This is a genomic window from Treponema sp. OMZ 840 (assembly GCF_050937815.1).
Classification (GTDB): domain Bacteria; phylum Spirochaetota; class Spirochaetia; order Treponematales; family Treponemataceae; genus Treponema_C.
Genome location: NZ_JACDIJ010000001.1, coordinates 615,872 through 642,305, shown reverse-complemented (window position 1 = coordinate 642,305; position 26,434 = coordinate 615,872). Strand labels below are relative to the sequence as shown.

Annotated in this window: 23 protein-coding genes and 2 pseudogenes; 21 read left to right on the top strand and 4 right to left on the bottom strand. The window is 41.0% G+C overall.

The genetic code is table 11. The features are described from left to right. Positions 1-4 precede the first annotated feature (4 nt). Positions 5-352 (bottom strand): annotated as a pseudogene (metG, locus tag H0R92_RS03120) (methionine--tRNA ligase subunit beta); the annotation flags it as partial. A gap of 314 nt (positions 353-666) precedes the next feature. Between metG and H0R92_RS03115 the strand changes: the two are divergent. The 5 genes from H0R92_RS03115 (at position 667) to H0R92_RS03095 (ending at position 7,131) form a co-directional block, all read left to right on the top strand. After that, positions 667-1,701, top strand: coding sequence for an extracellular solute-binding protein (locus H0R92_RS03115; RefSeq protein WP_432961063.1), 1,035 nt, complete (start codon positions 667-669; stop codon positions 1,699-1,701). A 135-nt stretch (positions 1,702-1,836) separates the two neighbouring features. Beyond that, complete coding sequence (locus H0R92_RS03110) at positions 1,837-2,949, top strand: ABC transporter ATP-binding protein (RefSeq protein ID WP_432961061.1); 1,113 nt, start codon at positions 1,837-1,839, stop codon at positions 2,947-2,949. Next, the gene (locus H0R92_RS03105; RefSeq protein WP_432961059.1) at positions 2,939-4,609 is read left to right on the top strand and encodes an ABC transporter permease; all 1,671 of its coding nucleotides are present in this window, start codon (positions 2,939-2,941) and stop codon (positions 4,607-4,609) included. The genes H0R92_RS03110 and H0R92_RS03105 overlap by 11 nt, the downstream gene beginning before the upstream one ends. A 23-nt stretch (positions 4,610-4,632) precedes the next feature. Beyond that, positions 4,633-6,336, top strand: coding sequence for a sensor histidine kinase (locus tag H0R92_RS03100; RefSeq protein WP_432961057.1), 1,704 nt, complete (start codon positions 4,633-4,635; stop codon positions 6,334-6,336). Between the two features lie 3 nt (positions 6,337-6,339). Then, positions 6,340-7,131 (top strand): response regulator transcription factor, encoded by a 792-nt coding sequence (locus tag H0R92_RS03095; protein WP_432961055.1) that lies wholly within the window; start codon positions 6,340-6,342, stop codon positions 7,129-7,131. A 47-nt stretch (positions 7,132-7,178) separates the two neighbouring features. On the opposite strand, the gene guaA is transcribed toward H0R92_RS03095, so the two are convergent. Together guaA and H0R92_RS03085 are read right to left on the bottom strand one after the other, a co-directional pair. After that, complete coding sequence (gene guaA, locus H0R92_RS03090) at positions 7,179-9,167, bottom strand: glutamine-hydrolyzing GMP synthase (RefSeq protein ID WP_432961053.1); 1,989 nt, start codon at positions 9,165-9,167, stop codon at positions 7,179-7,181. A 76-nt stretch (positions 9,168-9,243) separates the two neighbouring features. Beyond that, positions 9,244-10,878: a CTP synthase gene (locus H0R92_RS03085; protein ID WP_432961051.1), complete on the bottom strand. Its 1,635-nt coding sequence runs from the start codon at positions 10,876-10,878 to the stop codon at positions 9,244-9,246. A gap of 114 nt (positions 10,879-10,992) precedes the next feature. Between H0R92_RS03085 and H0R92_RS03080 the strand changes: the two genes are divergently transcribed. After that, positions 10,993-12,477, top strand: a complete 1,485-nt coding sequence (locus H0R92_RS03080) for a rhamnulokinase (protein ID WP_432961049.1) — start codon at positions 10,993-10,995, stop codon at positions 12,475-12,477. Positions 12,478-12,491: 14 nt separating this feature from the next. Here the strand turns inward: H0R92_RS03080 and H0R92_RS03075 are convergent, their stop codons facing one another. Next, positions 12,492-13,868 carry a YhjD/YihY/BrkB family envelope integrity protein gene (locus H0R92_RS03075; protein ID WP_432961047.1) on the bottom strand — a complete coding sequence of 459 codons (1,377 nt, stop codon included), beginning with the start codon at positions 13,866-13,868 and terminating at the stop codon, positions 12,492-12,494. Positions 13,869-14,004: 136 nt separating this feature from the next. Here H0R92_RS03075 and rpsP point away from each other — a divergent pair, with 136 nt between their 5' ends. From rpsP to H0R92_RS03000, 15 genes and pseudogenes are all read left to right on the top strand, one after another. Continuing rightward, positions 14,005-14,250 (top strand): 30S ribosomal protein S16, encoded by a 246-nt coding sequence (gene rpsP, locus H0R92_RS03070; RefSeq protein ID WP_432961045.1) that lies wholly within the window; start codon positions 14,005-14,007, stop codon positions 14,248-14,250. Between the two features lie 18 nt (positions 14,251-14,268). Next, positions 14,269-14,502, top strand: a complete 234-nt coding sequence (locus H0R92_RS03065) for a KH domain-containing protein (protein ID WP_432961043.1) — start codon at positions 14,269-14,271, stop codon at positions 14,500-14,502. Beyond that, positions 14,502-15,116 (top strand): ribosome maturation factor RimM, encoded by a 615-nt coding sequence (gene rimM / locus H0R92_RS03060; protein ID WP_432961041.1) that lies wholly within the window; start codon positions 14,502-14,504, stop codon positions 15,114-15,116. Before H0R92_RS03065 ends, rimM begins: the two co-directional genes overlap by 1 nt. A gap of 4 nt (positions 15,117-15,120) precedes the next feature. Beyond that, on the top strand, positions 15,121-15,945 hold the full coding sequence (gene trmD / locus H0R92_RS03055) for a tRNA (guanosine(37)-N1)-methyltransferase TrmD (RefSeq protein WP_432961039.1): 825 nt from the start codon (positions 15,121-15,123) through the stop codon (positions 15,943-15,945). After that, a complete protein-coding gene (rplS, locus tag H0R92_RS03050; RefSeq protein WP_432961037.1) occupies positions 15,923-16,324 on the top strand; it encodes a 50S ribosomal protein L19 in 402 nt (133 codons plus the stop codon). Before trmD ends, rplS begins: the two co-directional genes overlap by 23 nt. Positions 16,325-16,525: 201 nt before the next feature. After that, on the top strand, positions 16,526-17,857 hold the full coding sequence (locus tag H0R92_RS03045) for a hypothetical protein (protein WP_432961035.1): 1,332 nt from the start codon (positions 16,526-16,528) through the stop codon (positions 17,855-17,857). A 320-nt stretch (positions 17,858-18,177) separates the two neighbouring features. Beyond that, complete coding sequence (locus tag H0R92_RS03040) at positions 18,178-18,516, top strand: hypothetical protein (RefSeq protein ID WP_432961033.1); 339 nt, start codon at positions 18,178-18,180, stop codon at positions 18,514-18,516. 49 nt (positions 18,517-18,565) lie between these two features. Then, on the top strand, positions 18,566-19,159 hold the full coding sequence (locus H0R92_RS03035; protein WP_432961031.1) for a hypothetical protein: 594 nt from the start codon (positions 18,566-18,568) through the stop codon (positions 19,157-19,159). A gap of 118 nt (positions 19,160-19,277) precedes the next feature. Next, positions 19,278-19,628, top strand: coding sequence for a four helix bundle protein (locus tag H0R92_RS03030; protein ID WP_432961029.1), 351 nt, complete (start codon positions 19,278-19,280; stop codon positions 19,626-19,628). A 196-nt stretch (positions 19,629-19,824) separates the two neighbouring features. Next, a pseudogene (locus tag H0R92_RS03025) lies at positions 19,825-20,727 on the top strand (formylglycine-generating enzyme family protein); the annotation flags it as partial. An 11-nt stretch (positions 20,728-20,738) separates the two neighbouring features. Beyond that, a complete protein-coding gene (locus H0R92_RS03020; RefSeq protein ID WP_432961027.1) occupies positions 20,739-21,836 on the top strand; it encodes a formylglycine-generating enzyme family protein in 1,098 nt (365 codons plus the stop codon). Between the two features lie 11 nt (positions 21,837-21,847). After that, positions 21,848-22,651 carry a leucine-rich repeat domain-containing protein gene (locus H0R92_RS03015; RefSeq protein WP_432961025.1) on the top strand — a complete coding sequence of 268 codons (804 nt, stop codon included), beginning with the start codon at positions 21,848-21,850 and terminating at the stop codon, positions 22,649-22,651. Between the two features lie 156 nt (positions 22,652-22,807). Next, complete coding sequence (locus H0R92_RS03010) at positions 22,808-23,566, top strand: hypothetical protein (RefSeq protein ID WP_432961023.1); 759 nt, start codon at positions 22,808-22,810, stop codon at positions 23,564-23,566. A gap of 30 nt (positions 23,567-23,596) precedes the next feature. Next, positions 23,597-25,168, top strand: coding sequence for a hypothetical protein (locus H0R92_RS03005; RefSeq protein ID WP_432961021.1), 1,572 nt, complete (start codon positions 23,597-23,599; stop codon positions 25,166-25,168). Then, entirely contained in the window at positions 25,169-26,266 is a 1,098-nt protein-coding gene (locus H0R92_RS03000; protein ID WP_432961019.1) for a glycosyltransferase family 2 protein, read from the top strand. Positions 26,267-26,434: the final 168 nt, after the last annotated feature.

The following is a 26,434-nucleotide window of genomic DNA, read 5'->3' as shown; positions in this document are numbered from 1 at the left end:
GCTTTTATGTAACGGGGGTTCCCGGTTCCACGTCTTTTTCGGGCTTTAAAAGAACGCAGGTTTTACCGTCTTCGGTTTCGCTGCACAAAAGCATACCCTGCGATTCTATACCGCGCATTTTCCGCGGCTTTAAATTCACCAAAACGATAATGCGCTTTCCGGTCAATTCTTCTGCAGTGTAGTAATCGACCAAACTCGATACTATTTGCCGCGGGTTTTCTTCACCGACATCGACCATAATTTTATACAGCTTTTCGGCATTTTCAACCTTTTCGCAGGATAAAACCGTTCCCGCCCTCATATCCAATTTTGCAAAATCGTCGTATTCAATAATGTCTTTCATAATGACTCCTGTGTTTTTGTGTTTTTCAGTATCTCATACTTTCGGCAAACAGTAAAGGGTGATGGAAAAGTTAAAATGAGGTTGATTAAATTTTCGTTATCAGATTGACAATTAAATTTATATATTGAATTTTTGTTATTCCAATATACCTTTTCCTTTATAACAGTTATGAGTATTGCTGCGCGCTCTCTATAAATAAACTTAGTTTCGAATTGCGGATATTTTGTTTCTTATTGTGGATTGTAAATTGGATATTCAATGGTATAATTTTTATAGATATAAGAGATTGTATATCTATAAAACTATTTTCAAGGAGTTTAATTATGAAAAAAATCATTGCAACGGTAACAATGGGATTACTGGTCTTTTTGAGCTTTGCCAAAGGTACAAGTGATAATGCTGCGGCAAAAACCGGTGAAAATAAAATTCTGACTTTGTATTCTACGGAATCAGATGAACTTATAAACTTAATAGTACCCAGTTTTCAAGAAAAAACAGGAATAAAAGTTGAAATCATAACCGGCGGTTCCGGTGAAATTCTAAAACGTTTGGAATCAGAAGCAAATGATCCAAAAGCCGATGTATTGTTGGGATGTAGCTATTTAATGGCAAAATCAAAGGAACATTTATTTCATCCGTATGAATCTCCTAATCAAAAACATATTATTGCCGGTTTTAAAAATGACGGTGCTATCAATCAATATAAAATGGGTACATCTGTTATACTTATAAATAAAAACCTTATTGGAAATATAAAAGTAAAAGGATACAAAGATTTATTGAATCCTGCACTCAAAGGTAAAATCGTAACAGCCGATGCTGCTGCATCAAGTTCTGCGTTTGATCATCTTACTAATATTATGGCAGATTTTTCTCCGGAAGGAAAACATGATAGTCCCCAAGCATGGGAATATGTCCAAAAATTGTTGGAAAACATTTCCGGAAATGTCCTGCAATCTTCAAGTGCTGTTCATAAGGGTGTTGTAGGAGGTGAATATGCTGTTGGTTTGACTTATGAGGATCCTGCCTGTTCTTATGTTAAAGAGGGGGCCGATCATATTGAAGTCGTTTATATGGAAGAAGGTGTCGTTTATTGCGGTTCAGCTTTGATGATAGTAAAAGGAACGAAAAACTTGACAAATGCCCAGAAATTTATTGATTATGTGCTCAGTGAAGACATTCAAAATAAACTCGGGACGGAAGCTTGTCTTCGGGGCGTCAGAAAGGATGCCGTTGTTGGAAAACACATGAAACCTCTTAAGGAAATAAAACTGACTACAACAGATTTTCAATATGTTTCACAGAAAAAGTCCGAATGGGTAGAAAAATGGACAGACTATGTGACTAATGTAAAATAAATATTAAAAAATCAAAAAACTGTCTGCAATTAGGTATATACAAAAACTTAATTGCAGACGTGTTGAGTTGTCAAATAATAATTTTTTACAGCAATTTTTTTGAATAATATGGAAATATACTGAGGGCTATGCAAAATGAGTTATCCAATTATGTTTGATACAGTTATAAAGAAATATGATGATGGAATGCCTGTTATACCCGGACTTTCTCTAAAAGTACATGAAGGAGAATTTTTTACACTTCTCGGACCGTCAGGCTGCGGTAAAACAACTTTATTACGTATGGTAGCGGGATTCAATACAATAGAAGGAGGAACAATATCATTCAATAATCAAATTATAAATAATGTTCCACCCAGTAAACGCAATATAGGTATGGTTTTTCAAGATTATGCTGTATTTCCTCATTTATCGGTTTTTAAAAATGTTGCATTCGGACTTCAAGAAAGAAAGATATCCAATGAAGAAATAAATTGTCGAGTTAACGAAATATTAAAAACAGTTCATATTGAGGAATTAAAAGACAGATTACCTCAGAATATGTCTGGAGGGCAACAACAGAGAATAGCTTTAGCACGAGCAATTGTAATTAGGCCGGACGTATTATTAATGGATGAACCTTTATCAAATTTAGATGCAAAGCTAAGAATTGAAATGCGAAATGCTATCAGAGAAATACAACACTCAATAGGAATTACAACAATATATGTAACACATGACCAAGAAGAAGCACTTGCTATTAGCGACAGAATCGGAGTAATGAACCAAGGTGTTTTACAGCATGTGGGAACTCCAAAAAATATTTATCAAAGACCGGCAAATTTATTTGTTGCAACCTTTATCGGTAGAAGTAATGTTATTGAAGCACAATGTATCGAAATAAATAAGAGCGATACATTACAATTTTATAACAATTATACAATAAAGATGGATAATATGCTTCCTGAGGCGAAAAATATAGGTACGGTTAAAGTTTCCATACGTCCTGAAGAATTTTGCATATCAAGACATTCAAAGAATGGTATAGAAGGTGTCATTAAAGATAGTGTATTTTTAGGATTGAATACTCACTACTTTATAACTTTATCGGATGGCCGGGAAATCGAAACAATATCGGAATCTGATATTGCTGAAATTATTCCTAAAAACACAAAAGTACATTTACAAATAAAATCTAAAAAAATAAACGTATTCACTAAAGACGGTTCAAAAAATCTTGTTCAAGGAGTAGAGCATAATGCAAATTGATAAGATAAAATCTATCCGAATTAAATGGGATATTTGGACATTGTCTACAATTATTTGTTTGTTATTCTTTACATTATTTATGGTATATCCGCTTTTACAAATATTTCGTCTAAGTGTTATAAATGACGGAATTTTTTCGTTTAAATATTTTAATAAATTCCTTGAAAAAAAATATTATGTATCTGCTTTAACAAATAGTCTTCTTGTTGCTTTTTCTGCAACATTCACAACGGTAATTATCGGAACCGTACTTGCGTATATTACACATACCATGAAAATCTATGGAAAAAAGTTTCTTGAAATTATAATTATTATTACAATGTTATCACCTCCTTTTATCGGTGCATATAGCTGGATATTATTACTTGGGCGTAACGGTGTTATAACTAATTTTGTTAAAAATACTTCCGGCATTATATTACCGTCAATTTATGGATTTCACGGAATGTTAACTGTTTTTTCGTTACAATTATATCCTCTGATTTATTTATATGTATCCGGCGCTCTAAAAAATATAAATAAATCATTGCTTGAGGCATCGGAAAGCTTTGGTTGTATAGGGATTAGACGTTTCTTTAAAGTCATTTTGCCGTTATTGATGCCGATGATTTTATCCGGAGCCGTATTGGTATTTATGCGAAGTATGGCCGATTTTGGGACGCCACAACTTATTGGCAAAGGCTATCGTACAATGCCATATCTTATATATAATGAATTCATCAGTGAGGTTGGTGGAAATGACGGTTTCGCTGCGGCATTAAGTGTCATTATGGTTATTATTACATTGATATTTTTTCTGTTACAAAAATATATATCTCGCAAAATGTCATACACTATGAATGCAAATAAATCTATGGAAGCAATACAACATTCTGGATTGAAAAATATTGCAGCGCATATATTCGTATATATAATAGTTTTCTTAGGATTATTACCGCAATTGACCGTTACGTATACTGCTTTCCGAAAGACAAGTACAAGCGGAAGAATGTTTATACCGGGATATTCGCTTACTAGCTTTCATATAGCCTTTAAAAAATTAGGAAACTGTTTGGTAAATACGTATGTCTTTAGTATAGTAGCCGTTCTGATGATTGTTTTAATCGGTGTATTTGTTGCCTATTTGGCAGTAAGACGTGCAAGTGTAATTACACACTTACTTGATACAATGACAATGGTATCGTATATTATTCCGGGTTCTATCATGGGGATTGCATTGTTACTCGGCTTTAACCGTAAACCTTTTATGTTAGTCGGCAGTGTATTCATCATGTTGCTGGCATATGTTTTACGGCGTATACCATATACAATACGCTCAAGCGCTGCAATATTAACAAACATACATCCGAGTGTTGAAGAAGCTGCTATCAGCTTAGGCGCTTCAAATATTAAAACTTTTGGATATATTGTATTACCAATGATGTTTCCCGGTGTGTTGTCAGGGGCAATTTTAAGTTGGATGACTATTATCAGTGAGCTTAGTGCAACGATCCTCCTTTATGTGAAAAAAACGGAAACTTTAACAATAGCTATTTATACTGAGGTTGTTCGTTCAAACTATGGAACAGCTGCAGCTCTATCTGTTATATTGGCTTTAAGTACCGTGACCGTGCTATTGTTATTTTTTAAATTATCAAAGAATTCAGAAATAAAAATTTAGGGGTAAAGTATTAGGCGGATAATATGAAGCATGAAAGAGGACAAGATTTTAATAGTTCCGTGAAATCAGCTTTTTTCCATTATGTTGCCATCCTTATTCTTTTTTTTCTGTTACTTTGGCTAACCTTTATTTCTTGTAGTGTTTATATTGTTGTACAAAGTAATTTAAAAACAAATACAAAATTAAGATCTGTATTATCAAAAGAAATTACGGATTACATTGTATTCTTAGAATCTCTTGCTAACAATGAGGTATTGCATTCATATATATTGGATCGTGAAAACAAGGATTTATTATATAAGATATTATATGATTTTAATCGCAATCGACAATGTAAATGTCTTTTCTATGTATTGGATACGGATGCCAATATTTTAATAACAAATGCTTGGCAAATGGGAGAAAATTACATAATAAACAATTCGTTGCATAAGCAAATTCTAGAAATTGCTGATATCGATGAAGGTAAGATAATCGGTTATACTTCTCATGAAAAAAGAGTTGGGAATAACGATATTGTATATATTCTTGGAAATAAAATAAGAATGAATACTGCAGCTTCTTGTTTTATAATATGTGAGATGTTGGAAACAGATTTGATGTCTGTAATATCAACGACTGACTTGCACGCTGTTGTTTTAAGCGATAATTACGATACTATTATAGCTACAAATCATCATAGGATAAAAGATACATGGAACAGATTTACTTATGAGAAAACTTTAATCCCGTCTGTGATATCACTTAATAAAATACATTATCTAATTACGCAGTGTTTATTACAGGGAACAAATATTAGTGTAACAATACTCACTTCTATAACCATTTTGGAACAAATGATTCTATACGGATTTCTATTAATATTCTTTTTTTCAACCTTAATATTGGCTATGATGAATATTCTTTCATCGTCTGTTGCAAAGAAATTAAGTACACCTGTCATTCAGTTAAAAAATGCTATATCGGAATTCCAAGCAGGTAATCTCGATTATAAGTTACAATTGGAGAATAACGATGAATTCCAATATTTATCCAATCAATATATAGAATTAGTTAGTGAGATAAAAAATTTAATTAATCAAAATATAGCAATCAGTAATCAGACTCGTCTTGCTGAGATAAGGTTGCTGCAAGCACAGTTTGATCCTCATTTTTTATTTAATGTTTTACAAATTATATATTATACCAATTATGACAATCCCGCAAAATCCAATGAAATAATTGAACTTTTAGCAGGTTTGTTACGTTATAGCCTTGGTAGTAAAAATACACAAGTTGAAATCAAAGAAGATTTATCATATATAAAAACGTATTTAGAATTGCAAAAAATACGTCTTGAAGAGAAATTGCAATACTCTATCAACATTTCAAAGGATTTATATAAATCTAAGATACCTAAATTATTATTACAACCATTAGTTGAAAATTGTATAAAATACAGACACTATAAAGAAAATCTTTCTATAAAAATAACGGGTATTATAATAAAAGGTATTGTTATTTTACATGTAAAAGATAATGGGGACGGTATTTCTGAGGAACAATTACAAAAATTAAATGAAAAATTAAATAAGGAATGGGTACCCACATCAAAACATTTGGGACTATTGAATACCCATTATAGGCTAAGATTGGTGTATGGATCCGCATACGGAATAAAAATCAAAAGTAAATTAAAAAAAGGAACGGATATAAGATTAGCTTTCCCTGCAAAACAAAGCGATTAAGATATGTATAAAGTATTAATTGTTGAAGATGAAAACATAATACGCAAATTTTTATTGCATAAAACTAACTGGATAGAGCTTAACTGTGAAATAGTTGGTGAAGCGGTAAACGGTAAAGAAGGTTTGGAGAAAATTATTGAATTAACTCCTGATATTGTCATTACCGATATTCGTATGCCATTATTGGATGGGCTTGAGATGTTGACAAAAGCAAAACAGTATCATTGTTTTGAAACAATAATTTTATCGGCATATAATGATTTTTCATATGCACAAAAAGCAGTACAATTACGAGCACATGAATATCTTCTTAAACCCGTAAATCCTGACCAATTATCTAAAGCTATAAGAAAGATTTGTAAATATTTTGAAAATAAACAGATTGTATTGACAGAAGATGTTCCTATAGGTTCTTTTAGTGTAAAAAAAATCGACGAGCTACAAGATAATTTTTCTCTTTATGTAAAAGAAATATATCATTATATAAGGAAAAATTTTAAAAATAAGATAACTTTAAACGAGCTTAGTACAAAATATAGCATAAGTACAACATATTTGAATCGAATATTAAAAAAGGAAACCGGTTTCCCGTTTAATGATTTTCTTAATAGATACCGTATTCATATTTCAATATTAATGTTAAAAACTGAAACCTGTTATATTTATGAAATTGCAGAAAAAACCGGCTTTAATAGTTATAAGTATTTTGCAGAAGTTTTTCGTAAATACATGGACTGCTCTCCTTCCGATTTTAAATCAAAACAAGGTGTAATCGCTGCCGGGTATAATTCATAATATAAAACAATTGAATGTTAATATTATTTTAGTTATTTCCCCTCTTTTTACTCCCAGCCAAAGGTGGCGGGCGGTTTGTTTGTAATATCGTAGTATACCGCATCGATAAAGTCGAAATCCGTTATCCGCTCAAGGGCGGCAAAAAGAACGCGGGGCTCAAGATGCGCAAAACGTGCGGTCATAACGTCTTCGGATACAACCGGACGCAGCACAATGGAGCAGTGCCCGTCTTCGGCGGCGTAGGGAAGGTTTATCGTTAAATGCTGGAAGATTTTTGCGTACCAGGACGATTTTCGTAATTCGTCGAGCATAACGGCATCGGTTTCGCGTATGTGGTCGAGCCGCCCCTTATCGCAATAGCCTTCGACAAGACGGCAGTCTTTTTTTTCGTAGAGCGCCCATACCGTGCGGTTTATCTTTTCGCAGGAATTGGTCAATCCCGAAGATATGTGTTCAAAGCCGCCCCATAAGCGTTCGGCGCCGTGTACGGCAAAGAGTTTTTCCGCTTTTTGTAAAGAGGCTTTTTTATCCGCATAGTCGTCTTGGCTTGCGGTATACAAAACCGCAGGAAAGCGGTAGGTGCGGAAATCTCCCTGCACACCGACCGACTTTACGGGTAAAACGCCGATTCGCTCTATGCAGCCGACGGCTTCCGCAAGGTCTCCCGTAACGGCGTCGGCAACGGCTTGCGAGGCGGGGGAAGCGATTGCAGCGGAAGGGGAGGCGGCGACTGAAGTTGAATGTTTTTTAAGCTCGCTAAGGGCGGCGGCCGTTTGTGCAAGGGCTTCTTTATATTCTGAAGAATTGTCGAGTTTTCCGGTACTTCCCAACACGTTTATCGAAAGGCCGGGGCCGGGAAAAGGATGGCGCATAATCAATTCGTCGGGAAGGCCGAGCTGTTTACCGATAATGCGCACCTCATCCTTATACAAATCTTTTAAAGGCTCAATAATCAAACCCTTTTCAATCAATTCCTGAATGCCTTCTACTCGGTTGTGATGGGTTTTTATAACGTGCGCATTTTTTGTTCCGCCCGATTCTATAATGTCGGGGTAAAGCGTTCCCTGCGCCAAAAGCCAATGATCCGAATCCAAACCGTATTTTGATGCTACCTCGTCGCGCACTTTGATAAAGGTTTCACCGACGGCATGGCGTTTTTTTTGCGGGTCGGTTTCGCGATATACGGCTTTTAAAAATCGATCGGAAGCGTCTTCGACGATAAAGTTTGTAAATCCGAATGAACGGTAGCGCTCGGCTATTGATGCACTTTCGTTTTTGCGCATAAAGCCGTTGTCTATATGAAGCCCCTTAACCCGCTCCGTACCGAGCGCTTTGTTTAAAAGGGCAAAGGCTACGGTTGAGTCTACGCCGCCCGATAAAAAAAGCAATACCGAACGGTTTTGTGCGTCGCGGCGAATATCTTCCATAATTTCATTAAGAAGAACATCCGTGTTCCGATTTTTTCCCATGCCGCAAAAACGCGCAAAGTTTTCCAAAATCTCTATTCCCTGAACGGTATCTTTTACTTCCGTGTGAAACTGTAAGCCGAAGCGTTTTCGCTTAAGGTCTTGAATCGCTGCATAAGCGCAGTTTGCGGTGTATGCGGTACATTCAAAGCCCGGCGGCAAAGAGCTTACCTCATCCTGATGGCTCATCCACACTTGAGAAGGAAAGGCGATGTTTTCAAAAAGGGGAGAGGGGTTTTCTTTACATTCGATTAAAGAAGCTATGCCGAATTCTCCGGCTTGCGCCTTTTGTACGGTGCCGCCGTAGTGCTTACACATAAGCTGATGCCCATAGCACAAACCGAGTACCGGAATATCCAAATCGAAAATCCCCTCATTGAATTCGGGAATATCCTTTTCGTACACGGAAGCGGGGCCGCCCGATAAAATAATGCCGCGCGTATGCTCAAAGGAAGCGGCGGGGGAGGCCGGGGACGCGATTTCGGCATAGTAGCCCGAAAGGCGAAGGCGTTTTGTTATCAAATGTGCATACTGGCTCCCGAAGTCCAGAACCTTTATATGTTCGTGCATAATGTCTCCCGTTACGCTGTTGATATACCCTTTTGTGCGGCCGAAAGCCGAAAAACGGCCGGAGTGCCGAAAAATGTCAGTTTTTTGCCGAACCGCCGTGTGCAAGGGCGGCACCGATAAAATCCCTAAACAAAGGATGAGCCCTGTTCGGCCTCGACTTGAATTCGGGGTGGAACTGTACGGCAAGCATCCACGGATGAACCTTTGTATCCAATTCCGCAATTTCAACCAAGCCGCGCTCTTCGTTTATACCGCTGAATTTTAATCCACCCTTTTCAAAAGGTTCTTTAAAATCATTGTTAAACTCATAACGGTGGCGGTGGCGCTCCCAAATTTTGTGTTCGCCGTATGCTTTGTGCGCCAAAGAGCCGTCGGCAAGGCTGCACTCGTATTTTCCCAAACGCAAAGTTCCGCCCATAAGACCTCCGGGAACTTCGGTTCCCGCCTTATCGCTCATAAGGCTTATAACGGGGTGCCCCGTATCCCGATTCATTTCGGTCGAATCGGCATCTTTTAAGCCCAACACGTTGCGTGCATACTCTATAACGCATATTTGCATACCTAAACAAATACCGAAAAAGGGAATTGTGTTTTCGCGCGCATATTGAGCGGCAAAAATCATACCTTCAACACCCCTTGTACCGAAGCCGCCGGGTAAAATAATGCCGCTTGCGCCGTTAAGCCGATCGGCGGCGCTTTGTAAATCGGTTATACTTTCCGAATCCACCCATTCTATTTCGACTGCACTGTTGTGGTGAATGCCCGCATGAATTAAAGATTCGGCGACCGAAAGATAGGCGTCGTGCAGTTCTATATATTTTCCGACCAGGGCGATTTTTACTTTTTGTGCCGGCCGGTGAAAACGCTCAACAATTTTTTCCCAATCGCTTAAATCGCTTTTTCGGCAATCGATATGCAGGGCTTTGCAAATTGCGTTTCCCAAGCCTTCCGCTTCAAGCATAAGGGGCACTTCGTAAATAGACTGTGCGTTTAAATTTTGAATGATGGCTTCGTTGGGAACATTACAAAACAGGGCGAGTTTTTCCCTTGTTGCAAAATCGATGGGCATTTCGCTTCTGAGCATAATAACGTCGGGCTGAATACCCAAGCCCTGCAAATCTTTTACGCTGTGTTGGGTAGGCTTTGTTTTTAATTCCTGCGCTTTTTTCATATAGGGCATAAGCGTTAAATGCACGTAAGCGCAGTTTTCAAAACCGACCTCGTATTTTATTTGCCTGATTGCTTCTATAAAAGGAAGGGATTCTATATCGCCGACCGTGCCGCCGACTTCGGTAATAACGACATCGACTTTATTTTCTTTAGCGGCGGCCATCATTCTGGTGCGGATTTCGTCGGTTACGTTGGGAATAACCTGCACGGTTTTTCCGTTATAACCGCCTTCGCGTTCGGTATTTAATACGGAAAGGTATACTTTTCCGGCGCTCGTACTGCTGTTTTTAGACAAACTGACATCGGTAAAACGCTCGTAATGCCCCAAATCAAGGTCGGTTTCCGCCCCGTCGTCGGTCACGAATACTTCCCCGTGCTCATACGGATTTAAAGTGCCCGGATCTATGTTCAAATAGGGGTCGAATTTTTGATTTACGACTTTTAAGCCCCTGCTTTTTAAAATCAATCCGATAGAAGCAGCCGCAATACCCTTGCCCAAACCCGAAACGACACCGCCGGTAATAAAAATATATTTTGTCATATGCGCGGATTATATCACAAACACCGCCGGTTCTGCAACAGAACCGAGTTCTGCAACAGTGCATACATATAAATGCGAATTGACAAATACCGTTTTTGCGCTTAGACTGATTATATGATTCAAAAAAATATGATAGCATTTGATTGCGGGAATTCCTCCTTTCGAACGATTTTAGGTACCTATGACGGAGAAAAATTGATTACCGAAGTTATAGATCAAGTACCGAATTATATGATTGAAGTAAACGGATATTTTTATTGGGATATATTGCATATTTACAAGGGACTGCTTGAAGGACTGAAAAAAGCGGCATCCTGTGTTACACAGATACATTCCGCAGGTATTTGTACATGGGGTGTCGATTTTGCTTTTTTTGCTAAAGAAGGAACTATGCTCAATAACCCTTGTGCATATCGTAATACATACGGTGCGGAGATTTTAAACAAGGTTTCGCCTGCCGACAAAAAAAACATGTTTTATGAAACCGGCATTTTATGCGATAAAATCAATTCGCTTTTTTTACTAAAAGCTTTGCAAGAGCGGATGCCCGGCTTGGTAAATGCCGCGGATACATTATTGATGATACCCGATATTTTAAATTATTTTTTTACGGGGCAAAAAATCAATGAGCCGACCGAATTTTCCACTACTCAGCTTATGAACACAAAAACCAAAACGGTAAGCAAATATATCTGCGATATGTTTGCCATACGATCCGGCTTATTTGCTCCTATCGGTAAGCACAGTATGCTGTTGGGAAATATAACGGCAAAAATAAAAACGGAACTGGGGATTGATTATGATATTCCGCTTATTTGTGTTCCGTCCCACGACACGGCTGCCGCCGTTTTAGCCGTTCCCGCAGGCAAAGACGAATCTTTTTCGTTTATAAGCGCCGGAACATGGTCTTTAATAGGAACGGAACTTTCAGAGCCTCTTATTTCGGACGAAGTTTTAAATGCAGGCTTAACAAATGAGGTCGGCGCTTTTGACAGTATAACTCTTTTAAAAAACAATGCCGGAATGTTTATTTTGCAAAAGCTCAAAAAAGAATATGAAGCGGAAAAGGGAACTGAAATCGAATGGAGCGAAATCGATACATTGACGGCAAAGAAAAAAGACGGCGTGCCGATAATGTCGGTCAACGATGCGGAATATTTTAACCCTGTTTCTATGAGCGAATCGATTTGGGCTTATTTATTGAAAACGCATCAAGTTACGGGTAAAAAAGATTGGCAAACCCTTTTTTGCTGTGCCGAAGAATCGCTTGCATGCAGTTATGCCGTCGCGATTGAAGAGATTGAAAGAGCGTGCGCTAAAAAAATAGAATCGGTTTATATTGTCGGCGGCGGAAGCAAAAATAAGCGTATAAACCGATTAACCGCAAACTATACGGGCAAAGAACTGTTAACGGGTGCAAAAGAAAGCACCTCATTGGGTAATTTATTGGCGCAAATAAAATATTTTTATCCCGACTTGCAAACGGCCGATTTACGGAACATTGTTTCAAAAAGTATACACAGCGTCCGCTATGCGCCCGATACAAGGAACGATGCAAGTTTAAGTTTGTTTCGGAAATTGCAGTCCGAAACAAAATAGACGTCGGCCGGCTTTTATGTATGTACGTTTTCCGTTAAATTGGTGTTTCGTGCAAAATAAGCGGAAATCTGCGATATGGTTTTTCGCACGGCCTCCGGACTGCGGTTTAAAAGTTCCGAAAACGTTTTTTCGCTGATTTTTATAAGTTGAACGTCGGTTACGGCCCGTGCGGTTGCATTTCGCGGCTCGCTGAGTAAAAAGCTTAATTCGCCGAAAAAAGCGCCTCGCTCAAGGTGGGCAATGTTGTTTTCTCGCAATAATTCGACCGACCCTGCCGCCAAATAATACACGGCTTTGTCCGTATCGCCTTTTGAAAAAATAATACTGCCGTTTTTTTTGGTTTCGAAAACGGGCACATCTTCGGCATGTGCCGCTTCCGGCTTCTTTTTTTTACCCCGTTTTTTTCTTTTCGGCATAGGCACCGTGTATAAAAATCGTTCGGGGCGTATAAACAGCATACGCCTAATCCCTTGGAAAAAGCCCGTTTCATTGCGAGCCGGCAAAAGGTAGAGTTCGGCAAGCAAAAGAGAATCGAAAAACTGTAAGACGTATACGAATTGCGCAAAAAACAAAAAAAGCGAAAAAAATACCGACACTTCAAGCAGCATAACCATAAGATTGCCCAAAACGCCGTAAATTAAATTGTATTTTGCCGTATCTATAAAAAGCGAAAAAATATAACTGACTCCGGCAAATATAAGCGAACAAAGTAATGCGGCAAACACACATATTTTAAAACGCGGTTTTGTGCCCGATGCAAATCGGAATGCAAGACTTGTAAATATCCATATCAGTATATAAGGAACGGTATTGAATAAAAGGGGCAGCAGTTCGCTCAGGCCGGTACTTATAAAAGGCAGTAAAGCCGGTACGGATAAAACGGAATCGGCCTGAAGCGTATAAAAAAACGATTTTGAAGCGGTTAAAACAAAGACCAATACGGCAGTAATAACAACTAAAAGCACTTCGCCGGCGACGGTAATAAAATGAGTAATAAGCGGCCGCTGGTCGGTTGCTTCGTGAAATATCCTTTTTACCGATTGCATAACGGTACCGAAAAATCGGCGTGCCAAAAAAAAGACCGTAATACCGATAATAATTTCAAAGAGCGTCGGACGTTTTGAAGTAAAAAAATAAGCGGTTAAATAATCAAGATTTTTTATATCAATCCATTTTTCCGCATTTTTTAAAAAAAGGTACAGCATATCCGGTGAAGTATGCAAAAGCCGTATAAGAACGGCCGCTATCATAATTACGGTCGGGATAAGCGAATATAAAAAACCGAAGGCACAGGCTAACGAGTATAAATATAAATTATTTTGAAAATACAATACAAACGTAAAAAAAAAGGATTGTACCGCAGTAAGCAAAGAATGTTTTTTCGGCTTCACTCTTTAGAGTATACCGGCAATAGTTTTGTTGTCAAGGTATGTGCGCTCCGTCTTGTATCTGTATCTTGACCAAGCAGTCCCTTTGTGATATAAATAAATTTCATGCTTTGTGCAAATCTTTTTATGGAGGTATTAAATGGTACGAATCAGACTTAAAAAATTCGGAACAAAAAAGCGTCCGTATTACCGTATAGTCGTACAGGATGCCCGTAAACCGCGGGACGGAACCACTATTGAAGAAGTGGGACTGTATCATCCTATCGAAGCCGAAGACAAACAAATTGTTTTTGATGCCGAACGTGTACGCTATTGGCTCGGAGTAGGCGCTCAGCCTTCCGATACCGTTCGCAAAATTTTAAACAAAAAAAACTTTACACGGTAACCGCAGGAGGTTCGCAAAGTGGAAAAAGACCTGATTGAATATATCGCAAAATCCCTGGTCGACGATCCCGCTGCGGTTTCCGTAGAAGAAACGGAAGGAGAGCGCGGTCCGGTAATTCAATTAAAAGTTGCCGAAGGCGATATCGGTAAAGTTATCGGTAAATACGGACGCATTGCAAAGGCATTGCGGACTGTTTTAAGCGCATCTGCCGGCAGATCCGGCAAACGGTACAGTCTTGATATTTTGGACTGATGACCGCAGATTTTATTATCGGAGTTATCAGAAGTCCGTTCGGTATTTCTGGTAAGGTAAAAGTGGAAAGTACATCCGGCGAAGTTGAACATTTTTTTAAACTGACCGATGTAACTTTAAGGAAGGATGAACAGGCGGTACCGTATACCGTCGAATCCGTAGAAAGCGGAACGTCCTGTCTTTTAATGAAATTTAAAGGCATTGATTCTCCGGAAGATGCAAAAAAATTGTCTTCTTGGCGGATTGTAGTGCCTCGGAGCATGGCTTGTCCGCTTAACGAAAACGAGTACTATGCCGAAGACTTAAAAGGCTGTACTCTTTTGTACTGGGATACAAAGGGCGAAAAAGCGGAACAAAAATCCGAAGCCGGATTACCGGAAAAACCGGTAGTTGCCGGAGTTGTTACGGGCATATTGGAAGGCGGAGCCGGCGACCTTTTAGAGGTTGCGGTTTCCGAAAGCATGGATGCCGGGTACACCTGTACGGATAAAAAAAACAAAGCCGGCGTGCACAAAGCGCGGACGGTTTTGGTTCCTTTTAAAAAGGAATTTATCGGTACGGTTGATATTGAGCACGGAACCATTCAGCTTATGCACCTCTGGATTTTAGAGTAAAACGATGAAATTTTATGTGCTGACCTTATTTCCCGAAATAGTGCACAGCTTTTTTGAAAGCTCCATTATGGCAAAAGCTGTGCAAAAGGGAATTATTGCTTACGAACTGGTAAATATAAGAGATTTTGCCTTCGATAAGCACAAAACCTGTGACGATACTCCCTACGGCGGAGGCGCCGGTATGCTTATGCTGCCCGGTCCTCTTGATTGCGCCTTGCAGTCGGTTTTAGGTACGCGTAAAGCGCCTCAAGCGGCCGGCGGTGCAAAAAAAAAGGTACGGAAGCGCAAAGAAGGGGAGCCCCGCGTTATTTATGTAACGCCTTCGGGCAAACCCTTTACTCAAAAAATGGCGGCCGAATTAAGCCGCGAAAAAAAACTGGTGTTTATTTGCGGCCGGTATGAAGGTATCGACCAGCGGATAATCGACAAATGGGTAGACGATGAAATCTCCGTAGGAGATTTTGTTTTGTCTTCCGGTGAAATAGCGGCCGAAGTTGTTATTGACGCCGTGTATCGTTTGGTTGACGGCGTTATATCCGCCGAAAGCCTTGCGGAAGAAAGTTTTTCCGGCGGTTTATTGGAATATCCCCAATATACAAAACCGGAAGTGTTTGACGGCATGAAAGTTCCTGAGGTTTTGCTGTCCGGCAATCATGAACGGATACGCTTATGGCGTTTGAAAAAACGAGTGGCCAAAACATTGGCGGTACGCCCCGATATGATATGGGCGGCACGCGAAGCGGGATTGCTCGAAACCGAAACCGAAAACTGTGTTGCCGAAATAACACGGATACAAGGAGATTGTGATGGATGTAATAAAAACGATTGAAGAATCCCAAAAACGGGAAGTTGCATCTTTTAATGTGGGCGATACGGTAAAAGTTCACTTTAAAATTATTGAAGGAAAAAACGAACGTGTACAAGTATACGAAGGTTTGGTAATCTGCTTTAAGAATTCGGGAGTCAGGCGTACCTTTACCGTTCGTAAAAATTCGTACGGTGTCGGTGTTGAACGGGTGTTTCCCCTGTATTCCCCCCGTATTGTAAAAGTGGAATTGATGCGTCCCGGCCGGGTGCGCCGCTCAAAACTCTACTATATCCGCGGTAAAGTCGGTAAAGCTGCCAAAATACGCGAGCTTATCGTTAAAAAATCCGATAAAGCCGCCCCTGCCAAACCTGCTGCCGAAACAAACGCAGCCGAAAGTTAAAATACCGGCGGGAAACCGCTTTTATAAACTCAAAATCATAACCGCAGACAGGTGTACGGGCTGACAGAAAAAGTCTTTTTACACATGCTGCGGTTTTTTTGTTTTTCTTTTAATATTGTTTTTCCCCAAAAGATCGTGTATAATATAAAGCGTGGGGTTTTTGTACTTATATTGAAGCCCGCTCCCGCATAGGAGGCTGCTATGAAAAAACTCTGTGTATGGTGTATAAGTTTATGTTCGATACTTTTTTTAGCCTGTAATTTCGGGATAAAAAAAGATTTTGCAGCGGTACAAATCGATTTCGGCGCTTCTTCACCGCTTGAACGTGCCTTGGATTCGAATTCTCTTCCGGTGCTTTCAAGCGCATACATAAAAATCGAAGCCGAAGGAGCACTTAGCGGTTATTCGATTACGGAATTGCCGCCGCAAGCGCCTAAAAACGTCAGTTTAAACCTTCCCGTCGGCGATACGGTGCGCATAAAGGTATCCGCCTATAATCCGTCGGGTATATGGTCGGGCTTTGTTACGCACCGGGTAGAAGAAGGCGCAAATGCCGTCAGCGTCAAATTAAATAAAAAGATATCCGGCTTAAACAAACTGTTGTTTACGCAGACTAAAGTAGGAGCTGCTCTATACACTTACGACTTAACCCTCTACATGGACGGGAAATCAGTTAATGTGCCTCAATCAATCGCTGGAAGGCATATCTTTGCCCGCGACAGTTTGGGTAGACTGTATGTTGGATATAAGTCGCCTTCCGATAAAATTGGCCGCTATACAAGCGAGGGGGACGGTCCTGAATCTATATCTGTTCCCTCGGGATTTGCCGGTCATTCGGCATTTATGAATGATTTTACAAAGGGTGAATTTTATGTTGTGACCCAAAACGGTAGTGTTCATAAAGCAGCAGGAAACTCGGTTGACCCTTCTCCGGTAGCAAACCTCAGCCATTTTAAAGGTTCGGCGGCAATAGATAATAATCGTATTGCATGGATAGGAAAAACTGCTTTTAATCCTCCTAAAATCTATGTCAAAACTATTGACAGTACAGTTGAATCTTCTATTGAGATTCAAAATGATATGAACATCAGAGGCTGCCAAGACTCGGAAGTAACCGATCTTTTTATGCGCGGTGATTATGCCTATGTACTTTTTAAGACAGGGTATAAAGTCGGCAATCACACTTTTTATGCTTTCGGCGGCGTTGTGCGCTATAATATAAACGATTTGGGGGAAAATCCGGTAAAAATCGGTTTTACCGACCCGAGTATAAATACCCACTCTCATATACTTGAAACGAGTTATGATTATTCCAAAAACTTTTACGGGGCGGTAAAGGTAATCGGCTTTGACGAGGACAATATCTACATAGCCGACGACGGCTTTGATGCGGAATTCGGTTTTGACCCCGACGGTCACCTTTCTTTCGATTTTGAGGACCGCAACCGCATAGCCGCTCTTAACATACGCACAAATTCGGTAAGTTTTACGGATACCGATTCTGCCGAGTGGTATACTGAATGGGATGACTAGCCGAGAGTTCCCGATATAAGGGCCGTTGTGTGCAAATGCCGAATGCTGAATGTCAAATGGCGAATGACGAATGACGAATGTCGAAGGTCGAAGGTCGAAGGACAAATGTCGAAGGTCGAATGGCGAATGACGAATGTCGAAGGGCGAAGGTCGAATGCTGAGTGTCGAATGTCAAATGGCGAATGACGAATGTCAAATGTCGAAGGTCGAAGGTCGAAGGTCGAAGGTCGAAGGTCGAATGGCGAGGTTCGAATGGGAAAATAACAAAAAGCGGCAATGTGTCTATTGACACTTGCAAAAGGCATTCGGTACAATAACATATGAATACAAATATTGTAAAAACGGCAGTGTTTGTTTTCGTCTGTGCCGGTACTGCAAGTGCCGGACTGTGGCTGTATAATAAAACGGTAAAAAACCGCGAATTGCAAGTACAGCCGCCTGCAGCTGTTCAAAATGCGGAAAAAAAATCCGCCGATGTTTCCCTGCTGCAGCAAGAACCTTTGAAGCCCCTTCCGCCTTTTTCCGCCCGTGATATGTCGAAAACTGCCGAATCGAATCCGCCGCCTGCAAAAAAAAGTTCCGCAGGCAAAAAATCCTGCAGCGAAAGTTCCGGCTGCAAAAAGTCCGTCGGTCAAAAAAACGTCTGCAGAACAGGTTAGACCTGCGGCCGGTTTCGAAAAAAGCGCCGACAGCGAAAAGGTACAAACAATGCCGGAACCAAAAAAGGTTTCCGAAAGCGCCCCCGCTGCGGAACCAAAAAGCCCGGTTGACGCTTCGGAAAAAAATACCGAAAAAAGGCCCGGCAAAACCGTTCAAGATACACCCGCCTTTTCCTTTGCCGCGGGCGCCCCGAAAAGGTTTGCATGGTCGCTCGCCTTTTTAGCCGAAGCGAATATGAACAGCCCTGTAAATCCCGCCTCCGGAACGGGCATGTACGCCCTTTTTGTCCTGCCGTTCGATGTAAAGCTCGGAAACTTTTCCGCAGGGGTAAAGGCGCTGTATTCGCACGATTTTAACAAACATCACCTGTTCGATACCGCTCTGTTGTTTCGTTGGAACTTTTACGATTTTGCCTCAAAACCACACAAAGATTCGGGCTTTTTTATTCAAGCCGAAGGCGGCGCAGTTTTAAGTTACAGCGAACATAAAAAAGCGGGCAACCCGCTTATATTCGGTTTGGGACAAGCTTCTTTCGGATACCGCCGGACAATAAACAACTTTTTTATAGAACCCTATATACGCGGCGGCTATCCGGTAGTATGGGCTGTAGGCCTTGCAGGAGGAATACGGTTCGGGGATTGATGAAGGTCAAATGTCGAATGGCGAATGACGAATGTCAAATGTCGAAGTTCGAATGTCGAGGTGCGAAGTGCAAAGGGCGAAGTTCAATTTGACCTTTGACCTTTTAAAAGGGGGGAGTTTGGCTGAGAATATTAAGGATAGAACAAAAAAATTAGCGGTTGATATTATTCGATTTTGTGAAAAATTTGCGAAGGAAACAAAATATTTTGTGATTGAAAAGCAAATAATGCGTTCAGCAACATCGGTCGGAGCAAACTATCGTGCTGCCTGCCGTGCAAGGTCAAAGGCAGAATTTATCGCAAAATTGGGAATTGTAGAAGAAGAAGCGGATGAAACTCTGTATTGGTTTGAAATAATATTAGAGTTAAAATCCGAATATGAAGAAGAAATAAGACCTTTATATAAAGAAATGCAGGAAATATTGGCAATTATAATTTCAAGTAAAAAAACTGCAAGAAGTAGGAAATGACGAAGGTCGAAGGTCAAAGTTCGAATGTCGAAGGGCGAGGTTCGAAGTTCGAATGGCGAATGACAAAGTTCGAATGCTGAATGTTGAAGGAGATTTGTATGAAAAAAATATTGATTTTTGTTGTTTTTGCTGCGGTTTTTACAACGGTTTCCTGTAAAAATCCCTTTTTGCAAAGTATGCTGGAAGGGGAAAATGCCGGATAGGAAAAACGGAGGTAACCTATGAGCTGTGGTATAAGGTACGCAAATGGAATGATGACCATAGCAAGGGATATGTTTTTGTCAATGCGGGAAGAGAAGGAAGTCATGGTTATTACGGAGAACCCACCGAATCGGGTAAAAAAGAGCCTGTAACTCATATCAATTGGCGGGATTGTATAATTTGGTGCAATGCCTATACAGAGATGGTAAACGGTTCGGATGCCGAATGTGTATACCGAAAAAAAGATAATCATGATGAGGTATTAAGAAATTCAAGCAATGCAACCGATTGTGATGCCGCTTATTTTGATCAAAGCAAAAAAGGATACAGGCTTCCGACCGAAGCCGAGTGGGAATATGCAGCCCGCTGGCAGGGAAGCAACAGCACAAATGCCGACAAGTACGGAGACGTATATTTGACAAAGCTTTGGAGCGCAAGCGGTATGAAAAAGCCTATAGGTTTTCAAGGTCTTCCCTTACCCGAAGGCGAAAGCTGGGAGAGTTTAAGGGATGAGCTTAACAGGGTGGCTGTGTGTGGCGTTTGGTGGAATGGAACTGGCTGGGTAAATCAAACGTCTGCGCCAACAAAGACAGCTGTGGTTGGAAGCAAGGCTGCGAATGCGCTGGGTCTTAAAGATATGTCCGGAAATGTCAGGGAATAGTGTTTTGATGGGAGGTATACTATAGCAACAGGTGAGGTTACTGACCCTGAAGGTGCAGTATCCGGTTCCCGTATTGAACGCGGCGGCAGCTGGATCGGCTTCGGACATTTTGGGAATAATCATAATACCGGCGACATCAACATCATAGCAATCACCTGCCTTGTAGGCAGGCGGGGCTATACCTCCGCCCATACCTGGTGCGACTACCTCGGCTTCCGCTTGGCGTGCCGCCCCTAGGGGAGTAAGCTATGAAAAAAATATTGATTTTTGTTGTTTTGGCTGCGGTTTTTACAACGGCTGCCTGTAAAAATCCCTTTTTGCAAAGTATGCTGGAAGGGGAAAATGCCGGAATAGAGAATGCCGTAACCGAAAATCCCGGAACGGAAAATCCGCAAAACCCCTATGTGGGCTTTTTTGAAGATGCCGGATACTTCGTAAAAATAACCCCGCCTTTAAACGGTATTATAGGCCATAATCCGACATACGGCTTACCCGGTGCAACTGAGGATTGGAAAGGTGTTTTCCGTGCAGGTAGAAGTGTAAAACTCAGTCCCTTTATGATAGGAAAAACGGAGGTAACCTATGAGCTGTGGTATAAGGTGCGCAAATGGAATTATGACAATAACAAGGGGTATGTTTTTGCCAATGCGGGAAGAGAAGGAAGTCATAGTACTGAAGGAGGACCGCCTACAGCAGAGGGTAAGAATAAACCTGTAACTCATATCAATTGGCGGGATTGTATAATTTGGTGCAATGCCTATACAGAGATGGTAAACGGTTCGGATGCCGAATGTATATACCGAAAAAAGGATAATCATGCGGTGGTATTAAAAGATTCAAACAATGAAACCGATTGTGATGCCGCTTATTTTGACAAGAGCAAAAAAGGATACAGACTTCCGACCGAAGCCGAATGGGAATATGCAGCCCGCTGGCAGGGAAGCGACAGCACTAATGCCGAGCTATACGGAGATGTTTGGCTTACAAAACTGAACAGTGCAAGCGGGACAAAAGGTGATTTGAACGATTCGGCCGAAATGAATACGGTAGCATGGTATAAGGTGAATTCAAACTTTGAAACTCATCCTGTAGGAGGAAAAAGGGGTAATTATCTAGGCTTAAAGGATATGAGCGGAAACGTCTGGGAATGGTGCTGGGATTGGTACGGTATAGTAACAGCCGGTACAGATACGGATCCTACGGGTCCCGTGTCGGGCGGCGGTCGTGTGTGGCGCGGCGGCAGCTGGGTCAACGATTCTATCTTATGCGTAGTAGGAATGCGGCTTGTCTGTCATCCAAGCAATGTTGACGGTGATTTTGGCTTCCGCTTGGCGTGCCGCCCCTAGGGGAGTAAGCTATGAAAAAAATATTGATTTTTGTTGTTTTAGCTGCGGTTTTTACAACGGTTTCCTGTAAAAATCCCTTTTTGCAAAGTATGCTGGAAGGGGAGAATGCTTCCTCCGGTCCCGGAACGATAAGCGCTCCCTATGTGGAAGGCGGGGCTTCGCTGATTTTAAGTCCCGACAAAAAAAACATTTATATTGGAGTTGTAACGGCCGACTCTTTGCCTGTTAATGTTGAAGGCTGTACTCAAACTTTCATTCCGAACAATAGTGGGATAGTCTTAAACGCTTCAGGCACTAAGGTGGTGCTGAAGGGTAAAATTATGCAGTTGAACTGCCAAAATAATCAATTGGCGGCGCTTAATGTACAGGGCTGTTCGGCTTTGCAGTCTTTGTACTGCAATGATAATCAATTGATATCGCTTAACGTGCAGGGCTGTTCAGCTTTGCATTTCTTGGACTGCCAATATAATCGATTGACATCGCTTAATATGCAGGGCTGTTCAGCTTTGTGGAGATTGTTCTGCTATAATAATCAATTAACATTGCTTAATGTGCAGGGCTGTTCAGGTTTGTACTGGTTGGACTGCTGGAAAAATAAGCTGGATGCAGACGCTTTTATAAGTATATTCAATGCACTTCCGGATTGTCCTACGTGGTATAGGGGGTGTTGTACGCTGTATTCAACCGGGGCGGGTGAAGAAAATTGTACGGATTTTACTTTTCCGTCTTCTTTACAAGCTGCCTTTAACGGAGCGAAAGCGAAAAACTGGAAGATGTACAAACAACCCGAATCGGGAGACGCGCAGGAAATATAGGGGAGTAAGGTTCAAATGTCGAATGCCGAATGTCAAATGTCGAATGCCGAGGTGCAAGTTGTGTGAAACGTTGTTTTTTTTAAAAAAAATCGTATATACTGTACATGTGGGAATGAATCCCCTTTTGGGGTATGCCCTTCCTTAGAGGAGGCTGCTATGAAAAAACTCTGTGTATGGTGTATAAGTTTATATTCGATACTTTTTTTAGCCTGTAATTTCGGGATAAAAAAAGATTTTGCAGCGGTACAAATCGATTTCGGCGCTTCTTCATCGCTTGATCGCGCCTTGGATTCGAATTCTCTTCCGATACTTTCAAGCGCACACATAAAAATAGAAGCCGAAGGAGCACTTAGCGGCTATTCGGTAAAAGAGTTAAAGCCGGAAGATCCGAAAAGCGTCAGTTTATACCTTCCGATAGGAGATACGGTGCGCATAAAGGTGTCCGTCTATAATCCCTCGGGTATATGGTCGGGCTCTGTTACGCACACCGTTGAACCGGGTGTGAATGCCGTTGCCGTCAAGTTGAGTAAAAAGATATCCGGCTTAAATAAGCTGTTGTTTACACAGAAAAAAACAGTTTCCGCATATGGGGACGTTAATTATGACTTAACCCTCTACATGGACGGAAAACCGATTACTGTGCCCCAATCAACCGATGAAGGGCATATCTTTGCCCGAGACAGCTTGGGAGGACTGTATGTCGGATATAAATCGACTTCCGATAAGACTGACCGCTACACAAGCGAGGGTGACGGTCCTGAATCTATAACTCTTTCCGCAATTATTCCTATAACTATTATGAACGATTTTACAACAGGCATAACTTATGTTGTTGATCAAAACGGTAGTGTTTATGAAATAGAAGAAAACGCGGTCAACGGTTCCCCTCTAACAACAAGCCTCACGTTTTTTTAAGGTCAGGCAGCAATCGATAATAATCGGGTTGTGTGGGTAGGAAAGGATGCTCCTCACGATCCTCTTAATATCTATGCCCAAAATGTTGGTGGCGCAACTGAACCCCATATTTCGATTAAAACTCATATTAACATCGGAGACTGTAAAGAGTCGGAAGTAACCGATATTTTTATCCGCAATGGTTATGCCTATGTGCTTTTTAAAACGGTGAATGAAACCATAACCGGAAATAATAAAGCTCTCTACTCTTTAGGCGGTGTTGTCCGCTATAAGATAAATAATTTGGCTGAAGACCCGGTAAAAATAGGTTTTGCCGATGATCCCGACTTTGAAAACGGTGTATTGGAAGATTACGATTATTCCGAAAACTTTTACGGGGCGGTAAAGGTAATCGGCTTTGACGAGGACAATATCTACATAGCCGACGACGGCTTTGATGCCGCAGATACTCCCGCAGGTGTCCGTATCGTTAAAAACCGCAACCGCATCGGCGTTCTTAACATGAACACCAATGCCCTGACCTTTACGGATGCCGGTCCTGCAAAATGGTATAACGAATGGAAAGAGTGGAAAGCTCCGAATACCAAGACGATTGTATGGAAGCGTAATGCGTCCGGCTTTGAGTACTATCAAATTGACAGGGGAAATGAAGCTTTAAATCAGCCTCAATTATTAACGAACAACTGTAAAGATGTTTTCTGTTATGACTTGGACGGAAACCTGTATATTCTAAAAAATGATAATAAGATAAGTATGTATCCTCAGGTTGAAGGTGTTTATTCCGGGAACTTGCAATATACAACTAATAATCCTGTTAGTAATCTTAACTCTAAAAGCGGTATGGCTGTAGACAGCTCCGCTTCCGATGGTTATAAGTATCTATACTATGTTGATAATAGTAATAAGATAAAACGCCTTAAATGGCAGGGAAATGGATTTCAGACTGCGGCTCCTGATACCTCTTTTGCAAGCGGCAACGGAATAGTTTTGCCTTCCGGCAATGAACCTTCCGCAATGGCGGCAAATAAAGACGGTCTTTTTGTTGCATCAAAAAATCGTACCGGTGATAAATACAAGATTACTGTCCAAAAGTATGATAAAAACGGCAGCCCTGTCGGAGACAGCATGGAAATAAGCAGCGGTTCTGGAGGAGTTCATAAAAATCCCATTGTAGAGTTTATACATTCTATGCAGATTCTTAACGGAAGGCTTTATGCCGTAAGTTATAAAACCGTGGGGGCGGGAGATGAAGATAATCATATTGCTGGAAACGACTCGCAAGCTGTTGTAAGCGGCAGGCTTTTGGACTTAGGACCTGCTTCCGATGAGCTTCCGAATGAACCTCATGAATTATGGAGCGGTGCCGAGGAAGATAAGGGGTATGCTCCCTACCGTTTTATTGCCGTAAAGCCCAAAGAATTGGTTATTGCAAACGACGGTTTTTACGGTGAGAATACTAATCAAGGAATTCAACTGGGTAATCAAAGAAACAAGGTGCTTACCTTCAGTTTAAGCGGCACCTTATTGAGCGAAATCTCTACCGAGGCTGCATTCTCAAGAGAATTAGAGTACAGGAATCTCTGCGGTTTCATTTGGTATTAAGTGAATAACCCTCTTATAAGTCTTTCCGTTCCGGTATACGGAACGGAAAGCACTTTACCCGCCTTGTTGGACAGTATCTTGGAGCAGCAGCCCCTTCACGAAAGTTCGGTTCGGGAGGGGGATTTCTTTTTAACCGAAGAAGCTTCTTTGTGTCCTCTGCGCTCTTTGCGGTTCCTTCCCATCGAAATCCTCATCGTCAATGACGGAAGTCCCGGCGGTTCATCCTTACCGAAAATCATCAAACCCTATAAAAAAAAATTCAAAGCCCTCGGCGTTCCCCTTACGCTTTTGGAACACCGCAAAAACCTGGGTCTTGTCGAAGCTCGCAGAACGGGGGCTATGGCCGCATCGGGAGAGTGGGTATGCTGTATAGATTCCGATGACATCCTGCCTCCCGAAGCTTTACTGAACTTTTACAAAGGCCTGCTTGCTTCAGGCAGCGGAAACCTTGCCTATGCTGCAGATATTATTCACGGTAAAATGCGTTTATTTGTTCCGGGGCTGGACCCGTCGGATAAAAAGGCTGCGGAAAAATTCAATGCTTTTTCAAAAAGTGTGCAGTCGATACATAAGGGTTTTCTTTCCGGAGAAGATGTCCTGGAAAATTTTCTTATCAAAAAAGAGCATTCGAGTTTTTTATGCGCTAAACTGTTCCGTACCCGTCTTTTACAAGAAGTGTATGCCGAGCTTCCTCATACTTTTTGTACTATGGCCGAAGACTTGCTTTTGTATTTTTTTGTACTTTTAAAAAAACCATCGTACTACGGCATCGATTCTTTTGTGTATAATTACACTAATGATAAAGGTATCACATCCAACTCCGAAGTCACAAGCCTTGAGCGCTGGGAAAAAGCCTGTACCGCCGCTTCCGTTTTTACCGTCATTTTTGATTATTTGCAGGAACATCCGCTTGACTGTCCCCGTGCCGCCGAGCTTAAACTCGCCTTGGAAAAACTCTGCCTTAATCACGCCATGATGAACCTGCATCATCTGGAGCGCGTTACCCCTTCTTTGCGCGAAGAAGCCTACGCAATGCTTTGCGACTACTGGGGCGAAGACTATGTAAAGCGGGTGGAAAAGGAGTCGGGAAAAAGATAAGGGAACGGCGACAAAAACGGCGATATGACAAGTTTTGCGTGACTTGTTTTTTTATTATCGGACATCTCTAAAAACTCAGGTATAGATTTTCTTCGCATCCTTCGGAATAGAGATGCCCGTCAAGTTTTTAACGGGTTTGTTCCGAAAAGTAAGTACTTTTGAAAAGTC

Bases quoted from the DNA above. Each gene is read 5' to 3' on its own strand.
- H0R92_RS03045 (WP_432961035.1), top strand. From the start codon at position 16,526: ATGAAAAAACTCTGTGTATGGTGTATAAGTTTATGTTCGATACTTTTT.
- H0R92_RS03080 (WP_432961049.1), top strand. From the start codon at position 10,993: ATGATTCAAAAAAATATGATAGCATTTGATTGCGGGAATTCCTCCTTT.
- H0R92_RS03095 (WP_432961055.1), top strand. From the start codon at position 6,340: ATGTATAAAGTATTAATTGTTGAAGATGAAAACATAATACGCAAATTT.
- H0R92_RS03085 (WP_432961051.1), bottom strand. From the start codon at position 10,878: ATGACAAAATATATTTTTATTACCGGCGGTGTCGTTTCGGGTTTGGGC.
- H0R92_RS03110 (WP_432961061.1), top strand. From the start codon at position 1,837: ATGAGTTATCCAATTATGTTTGATACAGTTATAAAGAAATATGATGAT.
- H0R92_RS03035 (WP_432961031.1), top strand. From the start codon at position 18,566: ATGCCGGAACCAAAAAAGGTTTCCGAAAGCGCCCCCGCTGCGGAACCA.
- H0R92_RS03105 (WP_432961059.1), top strand. From the start codon at position 2,939: ATGCAAATTGATAAGATAAAATCTATCCGAATTAAATGGGATATTTGG.
- trmD (WP_432961039.1), top strand. From the start codon at position 15,121: ATGAAATTTTATGTGCTGACCTTATTTCCCGAAATAGTGCACAGCTTT.
- guaA (WP_432961053.1), bottom strand. From the start codon at position 9,167: ATGCACGAACATATAAAGGTTCTGGACTTCGGGAGCCAGTATGCACAT.
- H0R92_RS03040 (WP_432961033.1), top strand. From the start codon at position 18,178: ATGAATACAAATATTGTAAAAACGGCAGTGTTTGTTTTCGTCTGTGCC.
- H0R92_RS03010 (WP_432961023.1), top strand. From the start codon at position 22,808: ATGAAAAAACTCTGTGTATGGTGTATAAGTTTATATTCGATACTTTTT.
- H0R92_RS03020 (WP_432961027.1), top strand. From the start codon at position 20,739: ATGAAAAAAATATTGATTTTTGTTGTTTTGGCTGCGGTTTTTACAACG.
- H0R92_RS03115 (WP_432961063.1), top strand. From the start codon at position 667: ATGAAAAAAATCATTGCAACGGTAACAATGGGATTACTGGTCTTTTTG.
- H0R92_RS03100 (WP_432961057.1), top strand. From the start codon at position 4,633: ATGAAGCATGAAAGAGGACAAGATTTTAATAGTTCCGTGAAATCAGCT.
- H0R92_RS03015 (WP_432961025.1), top strand. From the start codon at position 21,848: ATGAAAAAAATATTGATTTTTGTTGTTTTAGCTGCGGTTTTTACAACG.
- rplS (WP_432961037.1), top strand. From the start codon at position 15,923: ATGGATGTAATAAAAACGATTGAAGAATCCCAAAAACGGGAAGTTGCA.
- rpsP (WP_432961045.1), top strand. From the start codon at position 14,005: ATGGTACGAATCAGACTTAAAAAATTCGGAACAAAAAAGCGTCCGTAT.
- rimM (WP_432961041.1), top strand. From the start codon at position 14,502: ATGACCGCAGATTTTATTATCGGAGTTATCAGAAGTCCGTTCGGTATT.